The sequence below is a fragment of the Pseudomonas sp. NFIX49 genome (assembly GCF_900115915.1).
Classification (GTDB): Bacteria; Pseudomonadota; Gammaproteobacteria; order Pseudomonadales; family Pseudomonadaceae; genus Aquipseudomonas; species Aquipseudomonas pharyngis.
Genome location: NZ_FOYE01000009.1, coordinates 19,669 through 31,998, shown reverse-complemented (window position 1 = coordinate 31,998; position 12,330 = coordinate 19,669). Strand labels below are relative to the sequence as shown.

Below are 12,330 nucleotides of genomic sequence, written 5' to 3'. Positions count from 1 at the left end.
GCTAACGCCCCGCCCCTTCAAATGTGCAGCTCCCGCACAGGCGCTTCATTACTGAGAAAACGTCTGCAGATACGCCAACAAATTATCAATCTTCTCCTCGTCACTCAGCCCCCAAAAGATCATCCGCGTCCCCGGCACCACCCCCTTCGGATCCTTCAGATACTTCGTCAGCGTTTCACGATCCCAGGTCAGGCCGGAGTTTTTCATGGCGTCGGAGTACACGTAATTCGCCGACGTCCCCGCCGGGCGGCCGATGATGCCGTTGAGTTCGGGGCCGAAGCCCGGGCGGGCAGATTCACCGACCTGATGGCAGCCGCCGCACAGGCGCGGGAAGATTTTTGCGCCGGCCTCGGCGTCACCAGCGGCCAGAACGGGTGTGCTGAGCAGGCCAGCGTTGAGGATCAGGGCGAAAGTCACTGCAGCGTTTTTCATCAGGGATTTCCAGAGCTTCGGCGGCGCCAAGGGTAATCCTGCGCGGTCACTTGCGCTACAGGTAGGCGCCCACGACCTGGCGGACTTTGAGCAAGGCTTGACGCAGGGCAAGCATGTCCACCGATCCCAACGCCAGACGAATCGCATGGGGCACATGGGCTGAAACGGTGAAGGGTTCTGCGGTCGTGACGGAAACCTGTTCGTGCATCAACTCCACCACGATATGGTCGGCCCGAACATCTTCCGGCAGCGGCAGCCAAAGGAAATACGAAGAGGGATGGCCGACAGTCGACAGTCCTTCGAGAATCTGCGCGGCCAGGGCTTGCCGGGCCTGGGCGTCGCTGCGTTTTTGTGCTTCGAGCAAATTGACGGTGCCGTCGTCGAGCCAGCCGCAGGCGATGGCGGTCATCACCCCGGGGGTGTTCCAGGTGGTCGCGCGGATGATCCGCTCCAGCGCCGCCACCTGTTCGACCGGCGCGGCGATGAAGCCGACACGCAGGCCGGTGGCAATGTTTTTCGACAGGCCTGAGACGTAGACCGTGCGCTCCGGTGCCAGAACCGCCAAGGGAGGTGGCGGGTTATCGACCAGAAAGGCGTAGGCCGCGTCCTCGATGATTGTCAGATCATGCCGGCGGGCAATCGCGATCAAGTCCTCACGTTGCTCCAAAGGCATCACCCAGCCCAGTGGGTTGTGCAGGGTAGGCATGCTGTACACCGCACGCACCGGTCGTTGGCGGCAAAGTCTGTCGAGGGCCGCCAGATCGGGGCCCTGCTCTTTCACGGGAATCGCCACCACTTCCAGGTGCAGCGCTTCGGCCAGCACTTTGAATCCCGAATAGGTCAAGGCGTCGGCGGCAACCACATCGCCGGGTTTGAGCAGCGCCATCAGCGTCACCGCCAACCCTTGCTGCGCGCCGTTGACGATCAGCACCTGCTCGGCCTCGACACTCAAGCCCCGTGTTTGCAGGTGCCGCGCCACCGAGGCCCGTTCATGCTGGCGACCGGCGTGGGGCTGATAGCGCAGCAGCGCTTCAAGGTCGCCGGACAACGCCAGCTGCCGCAACGCGGTGCGCAGCAGCTCGGCCTGCCCCGGCAATGACGGGTAGTTGAAGTTCAGATCGATCATGCCCACCGCGACGTCTTTCTGGTCGATGCCCTGCCCCGGCAACAACGACGTTTCCCGCACGAACGTGCCGCGCCCGGCTTCGCCGCTGACCAGGCCCATGGCCTCGAGCTCGGCGTATACGCGCGAGGCCGTGACCAGCGCCAGCCCTTCGCTGGCTGCCAATTGCCGGTGAGTCGGCAGCCGCGTGCCGGGCAACAGGCGGCCGGCGCGGATATCGGCAGCATAGGTGTCGACGAGGGTCTTGTAGCGGGAGCGCGGCATGTCGGCTTGTATCCATGACAATTTTTTGATTGTGCTGATTCTCAGCCCTAGGATCGATCCAACGCAACCCACCTCCGAGCGCCACATCCATGGAACGAACCACCCACCTCGGCACCCCGGCCCTGGAAAAAACCAGCGGCTGGATCAATGGCTTCATCGGCGTCGTGATCTTCAGCGGCTCGCTCCCCGCCACGCGGTTGGCGGTGCTGGAGTTCGACCCGGTGTTTCTCACCGTCATCCGCGCGACCATCGCCGGCACCCTGGCGTTGTGCTTGCTGTGGCTGTTTCGCGAACCACGTCCGACGCGGGATCAGTGGTTCTCGTTGTTGATCGTGGCGCTGGGCGTGGTCGTGGGTTTCCCGCTGTTGACGGCCCTGGCGCTGCAATACGTGACGTCGGCGCACTCAATTGTGTTTGTAGGATTGCTGCCGCTGGCGACGGCGATTTTTGGTGTGTTGCGCGGTGGCGAACGGCCGCGTCCGGTGTTCTGGATTTTTTCGGTGCTGGGCAGTTCGCTGGTGGTCGGCTTCGCGATCTCGCAAGGCCTGACTGCCTCGCCCACCGGCGATCTGCTGATGCTGGCGGCGATTCTCGCCTGCGGCCTCGGTTACGCGGAAGGCGCAAAACTTTCACGAACTCTTGGCGGCTGGCAGGTGATCTGTTGGGCGCTGGTGCTGTCGTTGCCGGTGATGGCCGTGCTGAGCGTGTGGCTGGCGCCCGCCTCGTTCAGCGGTATCAGCGTGTCGGCATGGGTTTGCCTGGCTTACGTTTCGCTGTTCAGCATGCTGATCGGTTTTGTGTTCTGGTACCGCGGTCTGGCCCAGGGCGGGATTGCGGCGGTCGGGCAGCTGCAATTGCTGCAGCCGTTTTTCGGCCTGGCACTGGCCGCGACCTTGCTCCATGAGCATGTCAGCGTGGGCATGCTGGTGGTTACGCTGGGGGTGATCCTGTGCGTGGCCGGGGCAAAGAAATTCGCCAGATAGTCTTCAACTCGCGCCAGCCTTCCATTCCCGCGGACTGAGCCCGGTCTTGCGTCGAAACGCCCGGGCCAGCGCCGAAGGACTTTCATAACCGACTTCTTCGGCAATCAGGGCGATCGGTCGTCCCTCGCGCAGGCGTTTCTGCGCGAGGCTGATCCGCCAGTTCACCAGATAATCCACCGGCGTCTGCCCCACCACCCGCCGGAAGTGGTCGGCGAAACCGGCGCGGGACAGGTTGGCGGCGCTCGCCAGTTCGGCGACGCTCCAGGCCTTGGCCGGTTGCTCGTGCATCAGGTTCAAGGCTCGGGAAATCTTCGGATCGGCCAGCCCGGCCATCATGCCCGGCTGCTGGTTGCGACTGCTGATTAGATGGCGCAACAACAGAATCACCAGCAACTCGAACAATCGGTCCATCACCGCTTCGCGCCCGCAGTGGCCGTCGAAAGCTTCCTTGAACAGCCACTCCAGGGTGCTGGCCATTTCCGGCAGGTCGGCGAGTTTCAGCACCAGATAATCCGGCAGCGCTGCCGCCAGCGCGTTACCCGCGCCGCCGTCGAAGGTCAGCGAAGCGCACACCAGTTGCGTGCCCATGACTTCGTTGGCGAACAAGCGATGGGCCATGGGGCGCGGGAAAAAGATCAGGGTCGGTTCATTGAGCGAGACTTCAGGATCATTGCCCGGTTTGAGCAACAACTCCCCCGCCTGCAACAGGTGCACATGCCCGCACACCTGGTCGCCGCCGTAGGCGCTCACTCCACAGAACGTGCCGCTGTGAAAGGTGCCGGCATTGACGCCGAAATGGCTGAGCAACGTAGAAAGGCGATCCATGACTGATTCTCGCAAGGACAGGTTTGGACGATCTGTCGCATATCCTCGACGATTTGCACCCAAAGCACCAGCCGCGCTCAATAACATGACCTCCATCCCCGGCGCACTTCGCACCGGACTTTCGGAGAATCACCATGAGCCGCATCGCCCCTCTCAGCCTCGAAACCGCCACCGACGCCACTCGCCCAGTGCTTGAAGGCGTACAGAAAAAAATCGGCTTCCTGCCCAACCTGTTCAAGACCCTGGCCGTCGCACCTGTCGCGCTGGATGCCTACGTGCAAATCTCGGCAACCTTGGGCAAGACATCCCTGAGTGCCAAGGAAAAAGAGGCGGTGTACCTGGCCACCTCGCAAGTCAACGGTTGCGACTATTGCCTGGCGGCGCACACTCTGTTCGCCAGCAAGGCCGGGCTGGCAGCAGAAGAAATCATCGAAGCGCGTCATGGCCGGCTCAATGCCTTTGCCACCCTCGCCCATCAACTGACCGAAACCCGTGGTCATCTGAGCGATGAACAGATTGCCGCCGCCCGCGCTGCCGGCATCGACGACAAGAAGATCATCGAAGTGATCGCCCTCGTCGCTGTGCAAACCCTCACCAACTACCTGAACAACGCGGCACTCACCGACATCGATTTCCCTGCTATCGATGCCTGACCAGTGACCGGGGTCGATCTCAGTCGTGATCGACCCCGGCGCGTTTCAGCAATTTCTTGCAGCGCTCGGACAGGTGAAACACCTGCAACTGCTTGCCCGCCTTGGCGTAGCGTTCGCGCAGGGTTTTCAGCGCAGCGATGGCCGAGTAATCGACAAAGCTCAGGTGCCGGCAATCCAGCGTCACCCGTTGCGGGTCACTGGCCGGGTCGAACTGATTGAGGAACGGCGTGGTCGAGGCAAAAAACAGCGTGCCGTGCAGGCGATAGAGTTTGCTGCCGTCCGCTTCCAGATGCTCATCGGCGTACAGCTCGCGCGCTTGCTGCCAGGCAAAATTCAGCGCGGCGATGATGATCCCGCACAGCACGGCCGTGGCCAGGTCGGTAAACACCGTGATGGTCGTTACCGCGATGATCACCAGCACATCGTTGAGCGGCACTTTGTTCAGCACCCGCAACGAAGCCCAGGCAAACGTCTGCTGCGACACCACGAACATCACCCCCACCAGCGCCGCCAGCGGAATCCGCTCGATCAGCGGCGACAGAAACAGAATGAACAGCAGAATCAACACACCCGCTACCACGCCAGACAACCGTCCGCGTCCGCCGGAACTGAGGTTGATCACGGTCTGGCCGATCATCGCGCAACCGCCCATACCGCCGAATGCACCGGAGACCACGTTTGCCGCCCCCAGCGCCACGCATTCGCGATCCGGGTAGCCACGGGTTTCGGTGATTTCGTCGGTGAGGTTGAGGGTCAGCAGGGTTTCCAGCAAACCGACCAGCGCCATCAGAATCGCGTAGGGCGCGATGATGCGCAGTGTGTCGAGATTCCACGGGATGTCCGGCAGCGCAAATTTCGGCAGGCCGCCGGCGATGTGCGCCATGTCGCCGAGGGTGCGGGTCGGCAGGCCAAGCAGATAAACCAGCAAGCCTACGCCGAGGATCGCCACCAGTGCCGGCGGCACCGCGCGGGTCAGGCGCGGCAGGATGTAGACGATGGCCATGGTCAGCAGCACCAGCCCGGTCATCAGGTACAGCGGCGCGCCGCTGAGCCACTGTTCGCCGCTCTTGAAATGCTCAAGTTGCGCCAGCGCAATGATGATCGCCAGACCGTTGACGAACCCGAGCATCACCGGGTGCGGCACCATGCGCACCAGTTTGCCCAGCCGCAACAGCCCGAACGCCATCATGATCAAGCCGCCGAACAAAACCGTCGCCAACAGGTACTGCACGCCGTGCTGCACCACCAGCGCAACGATCACCACCGCCATCGAACCCGCCGCTCCGGAGACCATGCCCGGCCGGCCACCGAACAGCGCGGTCAGCGTGCAAATGATGAAGGCGCCGTACAGGCCCATCAGCGGATTGAGGTGAGCCACCAGCGCAAACGCAATGCATTCGGGCAACAGGGCAAACGAGGTGGTGAGTCCGGCCAGGACATCGGCGCGCAGACGAATCGGTTTCATGGCTTACCTGACAGAGTGGCCGACGGGCGCGGCCGCATGCATTGGCGCAAAAGAGCGCCGCGGAAAAAGAGGGTTGCGGATGTTACGCAAATGCACCGGCGTGGGCCAGTCATCGCTGACAACCGTCGGCACGCGCTTTATGCTGGCGCGCAGTTTTTGCCAGTGGAGCCTCGGATGCCGAGCGAATTGACCAGCCGCGAAGTGTGCCAGCGCTTGCGCGATGCCGCGCTGGGCGTGTGTGCCTTGCGGGTGATGGACGCGCGAGCGGATCAGGTTGCGGTCGACATTGAAGGCTGGCGCTTGCAACTGGACTTCGACGGCCAGCGCCTGCATCACTGCGCTGATTGTCTGTGCCCGGACGGTCGCGAATGGACGCTCGACACCCGGCAGCGCTTCGGCACCGATCCGGTCAGTCTGTTGAGTACCTGGGAACTGGCGCAGATCGAAGGCTTGTTGCGGCAACGTGAATGAGAGACGGCAATCAGAGTTGCTCAATGATGGCACTCTGCCCATAATTCGCCCCCCTCTTCTCTACGCGCAAGGAACTGCCGTGAAAAAATCGCTGTTGTTGATCCCGTTGTTTGCCCTGCTCCTGCAAGGCTGTGGCATGACCATGGCCCGTTACGAGCCAAGCTTCGACAACGTTCAGAAGCTCAAGCAAACCCCGCCGCTGCACGCGATCAGCAATCCACAGGTTACCGCCGAGTCGGGTGAAGGCTCGTTGATGGTCCGCGCCAACCCGATCAAGTCGCCGACAGGCAGCATCCCGGCGCATATCCAGGACGCGATCACCGAAGAACTGCGCAAGGCCGGTCTGCTCGACCCGCAGGCGACCCGTCATCTGCAAGTGCTGGTGGTGAAAAACCAGTTGAACGCCGGCATGGGCACAGGAGACGGCACCATCGCTGCGCGCTTCACCCTGCGCAATGGCAACGATGTGGTGTACGACGCCACCAAAGATGTCAGCCATCAGTGGAACAGCAGCTTTTTCGGCTTTATCGCGATTCCCAACGCGACCAACGCCTACAACCCGATGCTGCAGGACTTGCTGAAGAATCTGTACAGCGATCCACAGTTCATTCAGGCCCTGAAGTAAGGGCAAAAAAAAGAGCCGCGATTGCGGCTCTTTTTTTGCCCACTCGCTGGAGTGAGTCAGATACCCGAATACTTCGGACGGTTGCTATCGGCCCATTCCTTGAGCAACGCATTGACCTGCCGAGTGAATGTATCGGTCACCGCCGCTTTCGGCGTATTGAACGCCAGCGGGAGGAACCAGATGCCCATCCAGGTGCCGACCGCGTCGTGGTTACTCGCGGTGGACAGCGGCTGGCCTTGCTGATCGAGGGTTTCCAGGCTCATGGTGTACTGGTCGGTGGCATAGGCTGGAATGATCGTCATGCTCAGACCACTGATGAACGCCAGCACCAGCTGACCGCCATTCGGTGGATGGTTGTACATTTTCAGACGCAGGCTGTAGTCACCTGGCTGCTTCTCGAACTGGTCGAAGGTCACACGACCGAACAAACCCGAATCCTTCAGGACGGTTTGCAATTGCGGTTTGAGCATGTCCCGAGCTTGTGGCATTTCCACGGCGGAAGCGCTTTTCGGCTCGCCCTGGTAAAAGTCGAAATCGACATAGATGTTTGGCTTGTTGGCATAACTGGCCATCGATGGCAGCGTGACCGGAGCCACTTCGTCCTGGGTGAAACTGGCACAGCCGCCCAGCGCGAGCACCAGACCCAGCGCCAGGATTTTCCCGAATTGCATGATGTCTTCCCTAAAAGTGATATCAAAGAGCCTCCATTGCGGAGCACCGGGGCGGATTCTAGTGATCGTCTACGTTCAGGAAAAGACCTGATTCGGGAAAAACCTGAAAAAGAGTGCGCCAGCTCAGCTTTGGCGCAAATCGAGGGTGTACGTGTAATAGCCCGTATCGCGCACCCAACCGAGTGATTCGTACAAACCCTGGGCGCTGAAATTATCGGTGGCGGTTTCCAGCACCAGTCCCTTGGCGCCGGTTTCGACGGCGAAGTCGCGGACGGTGTTCATTAAAAGCCGCCCCACTCCACGGCCACGGGCGGCCGGCGTGGTGAACAGGTCGCTGAGCAGCCAGGTGCGATGGGCATCAATCGAGGAAAACGTCGGATACAGCTGGACGAATCCGAGCGCCTCACCGCTTTCATCCTCCACCAGAAAAATCGCCGATTCATTGCCGGCCATGCGCTCGGCAATAAAGGCTCGCGATTGCTCGAGGTTCGACGGCTGGCCATAAAAGCCGCGATAGGCGTCGAACAGCTTCGCCACCGCGTCGAGGTGAGTCGTCGTGGCGCGCAGGGCCCGGAGAGTCATTGGCCTTTTCCTGACGTTATTGAAATTGAAACCAGCATAGCGCCGAGAAACGAGTTCGCTGGCTTAATCGCTATATAGTTTTGTATATTTCGAACCCGAAATGGCCAGACCTCCATGCCGTCCATGAGCAGCATCCGCGCACGCAACCAGCAACTGATCCTGGCCGCCGCCAGTGAAGAATTCGCCGCCAACGGCTTCGACGCGACCCAGACCCGCGACATCGCCGCACGCGCCGGTGTGCCCAAAGCCAACCTGTATTACTACTTCCAGAGCAAGGAAAACCTCTACGGCAAAGTGCTGATCGGCTTCGTCGAACCGTTGCTGGAAGCCTCGGCGGTGCTGCGCGAAAGCGACGACCCACTGATTGGCCTGCGCGCCTACGTTGCCGCCCGCATCCGCATCGCCCGCGAGCATCCGGCGATCGCCAAGGTTTTCAGTAGTGAGTTGCTGCTCGGCGGCCGTCAGTTGCCCGACGAATGCCGCGACCTATTGCACGGTGAGGCACGGCGGAATGTCGAGTGCCTGCGCAGCTGGATCGACCGTGGTCTGCTGGCGCCGGTCGATCCCGAGCATTTGATGTTGTTCATCTGGTCGGCGACGCGCACCTACACCAACATTGGCTGGCAGATGGGGCGCATCACCGGGCGGGAGGTGCCGCAGGATGAGGATTATGCGGTGGCGGCGCAGACGATTACGCGGCTGGTGTTGAGCGGTGCCGTGTCCGAGCCGGTGAGTGATGTTCGCAGGTTGATGTTTGCGACCTGAACGTGAGAGTCAGGGCATCAGGTCCAGGGGCAGTGTCGCCTCTCCCGCCAAGCGTTCATGCCACGCCAGCAGCACATCAGGCACCCGCTTTTTCCATTTGGGAACGTTGGTGTAATACCGCGCCCTGACTTTGCGTTGCTCATCGAAAACCAATAGCACCAGCCAAACTCGGCCTCCCGGCGCGCTCATCAGAATCGCCGCGTTGCTGGAAGCCAGACCTCGCAGCCAGAACTCATTGACCTCACCCCCCGGCACATCACTAGAGGTCTCGCCGGCTGCCATTGAGCCGCTATTTTGCAGCAGCGTCTGATAGTCATTTTTGAGCAACGTGCGTAATGCCTGATCTTCTTGCTGCGTACGCACGACGCCAAGGCTCAGCAAGTCGTATTCAATCGCGATCGGTTGGTCAGATGCCACATACCTTCCATCGTAGTAAACGCCCATCCCGCCACCACAAGCCCCCTCACCGCCATCGGAATCAACATCCAGCAAACCGTTGAGGGCGCTGAATTTCAGGGTGCAGTTGCCTTCAGCGAAATGCGCTACGGCACCGTCGATTGTGGCCACACCGTCCATGTCACCAGAGTTGCCACCATTTGACGCAGAAACATCAAAGGCAATATGCGTGGCGTCCACACGCTTGGTTATGACTTCTGCCGCCGATGAAACGCCCCACGGAATCATCTGCCAGGTGGCATCCCAGCTGAAAGGCTTGGCCACGTATTCAAGCGCTTTCAGACGCATCAAATATTCACGGCGCAGGCAGGAGCTATTGGCAGCGCATTGATTGCGCTGTTTCAACCATGAACGCTGATCAGCCTTGAGCGCTTGCGGGTCAGCCACCTGCGCCAACGTTGTCCGCCAGAGCGCCCCGAGTTTCTCATCGAGACTCGAGGTATACGGATCCGCACAAACGGCCTTTTCAACGGGGCTGGAAGCGCCGGCGCAGTCAAAACTGGCAGCGTGGGACGTGGTAGCAAATACGAGACACGTCAGCAGCAAGGCGTGACGGAGATTGAAAGCGAGCATCGACAGATTCCATTCCTGAGGCGGCGGCAGTATGCCGGGCTCGGGCTATCGATGCTCTGGATTTTTCACTGGTTGCTGGCGGACAACCGGGCTCTAGCGCAAGAAAGAGTCAGAATGTGATCCCGGCCGCCGGCTTCACATCGATCCGCGCCACGGAACCGGTCAGGTGCGCCCAGTCCTTGTTGTGTTCGGCGATGATGTCTTCGGCGCTCATGTTGCCGTTGTCGACCGTCGTATGGGCGTCGGCCGCCAGCTCCACGTCGTAGCCCAACTGGTGGGCCTGACGCACGGTGGCGTTGACGCAGTAATCGGTTTGCATGCCGCAGATCACCAGGCGGTCGAAGTCTTCCCGGGGGATCAGTTTCTGCAGATTGGTCTGGTAGAACGAGTCGTTGGCGGTCTTGTCGACGCGCAGATCGCCAGGTGCAGTGTTCAGGCCTTCAGCCAATTGCCAGCCTTCGGCGCCGTGGGCGAACGGGCTGTCCTTTTCGTTGTGCTGGATCAGCACCACCGGCACACCCGACTGGCGCGCACGGGCGCTGAGGCCGTTGATGGTGTCGATTACCCGTTTGGCGTCGTGGCACTCGTATTCGCCCGCGCACAGGGCGCGCTGGACATCGATGATCAGCAATGCGGTGGTCATGGTGAGCCTTCCTTGATCGGTCCTTGGACAGGGGCGGACCTGTGCCCGCCCCCTTTTTACTCCGCTCAGTAACCCAATGACAACCCGGTGTTGCGCCGTGGATCGTTGGCGCCGTAGAAGCGGTTCTTTCCGACTGGTTTACCCCCCAGCGACGGTGCACCGACCAGAATCGCAGCGATGTGGTTGGCGTCCTGCGGACCCGCGAACTTGTGGCCCCAGCTCTCGAGAATCTTCTTCGTGTCGGGGCTGGCGGCGAAGTCTTCGAGGTTGGTTTCCTCCGGCATCCACTGCTGGTGGAAACGTGGCGCGTCGACCGCTTCCTGCAGGCCCATGCCGTAGTCGATGACGTTGAGCATGGTCAGCAACGTCGCGGTAATGATGCGACTGCCACCCGGCGTACCGACCACCATCACCACTTTGCCGTCCTTGGTGACGATAGTCGGGCTCATCGAGGACAGCGGCGCCTTGCCCGGAGCAATGGCGTTGGCCTCACCCTGCACCAGGCCGTACATGTTCGGTACGCCGACCTTGGAAGTGAAGTCGTCCATTTCATCGTTGAGGATCACCCCGGTCTTGCTCGCCATCACACCCGCGCCGAACCAGTCGTTGAGGGTGTAGGTGACCGAGACCGCGTTGCCCCACTTGTCGACGATCGAATAGTGCGTGGTGTTGCTGCCTTCATGGGGCGCGACGCCGGGTTTGAGTTCTGCCGACACACCGGCCTTCTGCGGCTGGATCGCGTTGCGCAGCTTGGTCGCGTAGTTCTTGTCCAGCAGGTGTTCGATCGGATTCTTCACGAAATCCGGGTCGCCCAGATAGCTGTTGCGATCCACGTACGCGTGGCGCATCGCCTCAATCTGGTAGTGCATGCCTTGGGCCGAATGGAAGCCCAGATCCTTCATTGGATAGCCTTCGAGGATGTTCATGATCTGGCAGATCACGACGCCACCGGAGCTTGGCGGCGGTGCCGATACGACGTGATAGCCGCGATAGTCGCACTCCACCGGGGCCAGTTCGCGGGTCTTGTATTTGTCGAGGTCGGCCTGGGTAATGATGCCCTTGTTGGCCTGGCTGGAGGTAACGATGGCGTCGGCCACCCAGCCTTTATAAAAACCGTCGGCGCCTTTTTCGGAAATGGTGCGCAGGGTTTTACCCAGGTCCTTCTGCACCAGTTTCTGCCCGACCTGCATCGGCTCGCCGTTGCTCAGAAAGATCGCGCCGGAATCCTTGATGTCTTTCTTGAACACGTCCGTGGCGTACTCCAAAAGCTCGACGTCGCCCTGTTCCAGTTCAAACCCTTCTTCAGCCAGTTTGATGGCCGGGGCAATCATTTCCTTGCGCGGTTTGGTGCCGTACTTGCTCAGTGCCAGCTCCATGCCGGACACGGTGCCCGGAACGCCGACCGCGAGGTGGCCACGGGTGCTCAGATCAGGGATGACGTTGCCGTCCTTGTCGAGGTACATGTTGGCCGTCGCGGCCAGCGGGGCTTTTTCGCGGAAGTCGAGGAAGGTCTTGCGTCCGTCCGCCAGTTGAATGGTCATGAAACCACCGCCACCGAGGTTGCCCGCCGCCGGGTAAACCACTGCCAGTGCATAACCCACGGCGACCGCCGCATCCACCGCGTTGCCACCACTTTTCAGCACGTCGACACCCACGTGAGTGGCCAGGTGCTGCGCGGTGACCACCATGCCGTTTTCGGCGGCCACCGGGGCAACCGAAGCCGCATGGGCCATAAGGCAGCTGAGCGCCAATGAGGTCGCAATCAGCGATTTGGCAAAAGGTTCGTACTTCATGAGTCG

At 61.0% G+C, this 12,330-nt stretch carries 14 protein-coding genes; 5 read left to right on the top strand and 9 right to left on the bottom strand.

The genetic code is table 11. The features are described 5' to 3' along the window. Positions 1 to 48 precede the first annotated feature (48 nt). Together BMZ46_RS23940 and BMZ46_RS23935 are read right to left on the bottom strand one after the other, a co-directional pair. Complete coding sequence (locus BMZ46_RS23940; RefSeq protein ID WP_074688901.1) at positions 49 to 432, bottom strand: c-type cytochrome; 384 nt, start codon at positions 430 to 432, stop codon at positions 49 to 51. A gap of 55 nt (positions 433 to 487) precedes the next feature. Continuing rightward, positions 488 to 1,819, bottom strand: a complete 1,332-nt coding sequence (locus BMZ46_RS23935; protein WP_074688903.1) for an aminotransferase-like domain-containing protein — start codon at positions 1,817 to 1,819, stop codon at positions 488 to 490. An 89-nt stretch (positions 1,820 to 1,908) separates the two neighbouring features. Between BMZ46_RS23935 and BMZ46_RS23930 the strand changes: the two genes are divergently transcribed. Then, positions 1,909 to 2,802, top strand: a complete 894-nt coding sequence (locus BMZ46_RS23930; protein WP_074688905.1) for a DMT family transporter — start codon at positions 1,909 to 1,911, stop codon at positions 2,800 to 2,802. A gap of 3 nt (positions 2,803 to 2,805) precedes the next feature. Here BMZ46_RS23930 and BMZ46_RS23925 read toward each other — a convergent pair whose 3' ends face one another. After that, positions 2,806 to 3,627 carry an AraC family transcriptional regulator gene (locus tag BMZ46_RS23925; protein ID WP_074688907.1) on the bottom strand — a complete coding sequence of 274 codons (822 nt, stop codon included), beginning with the start codon at positions 3,625 to 3,627 and terminating at the stop codon, positions 2,806 to 2,808. Between the two features lie 134 nt (positions 3,628 to 3,761). On the opposite strand from BMZ46_RS23925, the gene BMZ46_RS23920 reads away from it, so the two are divergent. Further along, a complete protein-coding gene (locus BMZ46_RS23920) occupies positions 3,762 to 4,280 on the top strand; it encodes a carboxymuconolactone decarboxylase family protein (protein WP_074688909.1) in 519 nt (172 codons plus the stop codon). A 19-nt stretch (positions 4,281 to 4,299) separates the two neighbouring features. On the opposite strand, the gene BMZ46_RS23915 is transcribed toward BMZ46_RS23920, so the two are convergent. Beyond that, positions 4,300 to 5,745 (bottom strand): SulP family inorganic anion transporter, encoded by a 1,446-nt coding sequence (locus tag BMZ46_RS23915; protein WP_074688911.1) that lies wholly within the window; start codon positions 5,743 to 5,745, stop codon positions 4,300 to 4,302. A gap of 174 nt (positions 5,746 to 5,919) precedes the next feature. Between BMZ46_RS23915 and BMZ46_RS23910 the strand changes: the two genes are divergently transcribed. Together BMZ46_RS23910 and BMZ46_RS23905 are read left to right on the top strand one after the other, a co-directional pair. Continuing rightward, positions 5,920 to 6,216, top strand: coding sequence for a DUF7693 family protein (locus tag BMZ46_RS23910; protein WP_074688913.1), 297 nt, complete (start codon positions 5,920 to 5,922; stop codon positions 6,214 to 6,216). A gap of 79 nt (positions 6,217 to 6,295) precedes the next feature. Next, the gene (locus BMZ46_RS23905) at positions 6,296 to 6,841 is read left to right on the top strand and encodes a hypothetical protein (protein ID WP_039767367.1); all 546 of its coding nucleotides are present in this window, start codon (positions 6,296 to 6,298) and stop codon (positions 6,839 to 6,841) included. A 56-nt stretch (positions 6,842 to 6,897) separates the two neighbouring features. On the opposite strand, the gene BMZ46_RS23900 is transcribed toward BMZ46_RS23905, so the two are convergent. Both BMZ46_RS23900 and BMZ46_RS23895 read right to left on the bottom strand, forming a co-directional pair. Further along, on the bottom strand, positions 6,898 to 7,512 hold the full coding sequence (locus BMZ46_RS23900) for a hypothetical protein (protein WP_074688914.1): 615 nt from the start codon (positions 7,510 to 7,512) through the stop codon (positions 6,898 to 6,900). A 123-nt stretch (positions 7,513 to 7,635) separates the two neighbouring features. After that, positions 7,636 to 8,094, bottom strand: a complete 459-nt coding sequence (locus BMZ46_RS23895) for a GNAT family N-acetyltransferase (protein ID WP_074688916.1) — start codon at positions 8,092 to 8,094, stop codon at positions 7,636 to 7,638. 123 nt (positions 8,095 to 8,217) lie between these two features. Here BMZ46_RS23895 and BMZ46_RS23890 point away from each other — a divergent pair, with 123 nt between their 5' ends. Then, entirely contained in the window at positions 8,218 to 8,859 is a 642-nt protein-coding gene (locus BMZ46_RS23890; protein WP_074689303.1) for a TetR/AcrR family transcriptional regulator, read from the top strand. A 9-nt stretch (positions 8,860 to 8,868) separates the two neighbouring features. On the opposite strand, the gene BMZ46_RS23885 is transcribed toward BMZ46_RS23890, so the two are convergent. From BMZ46_RS23885 to ggt, 3 genes are all read right to left on the bottom strand, one after another. Beyond that, the gene (locus BMZ46_RS23885) at positions 8,869 to 9,888 is read right to left on the bottom strand and encodes a lysozyme inhibitor LprI family protein (RefSeq protein ID WP_074688918.1); all 1,020 of its coding nucleotides are present in this window, start codon (positions 9,886 to 9,888) and stop codon (positions 8,869 to 8,871) included. 109 nt (positions 9,889 to 9,997) lie between these two features. Then, positions 9,998 to 10,531, bottom strand: a complete 534-nt coding sequence (locus BMZ46_RS23880; RefSeq protein ID WP_039767374.1) for a cysteine hydrolase family protein — start codon at positions 10,529 to 10,531, stop codon at positions 9,998 to 10,000. Positions 10,532 to 10,596: 65 nt separating this feature from the next. Then, a complete protein-coding gene (gene ggt / locus BMZ46_RS23875) occupies positions 10,597 to 12,324 on the bottom strand; it encodes a gamma-glutamyltransferase (RefSeq protein ID WP_039767376.1) in 1,728 nt (575 codons plus the stop codon). Between the last annotated feature and the right edge of the window lie 6 nt (positions 12,325 to 12,330).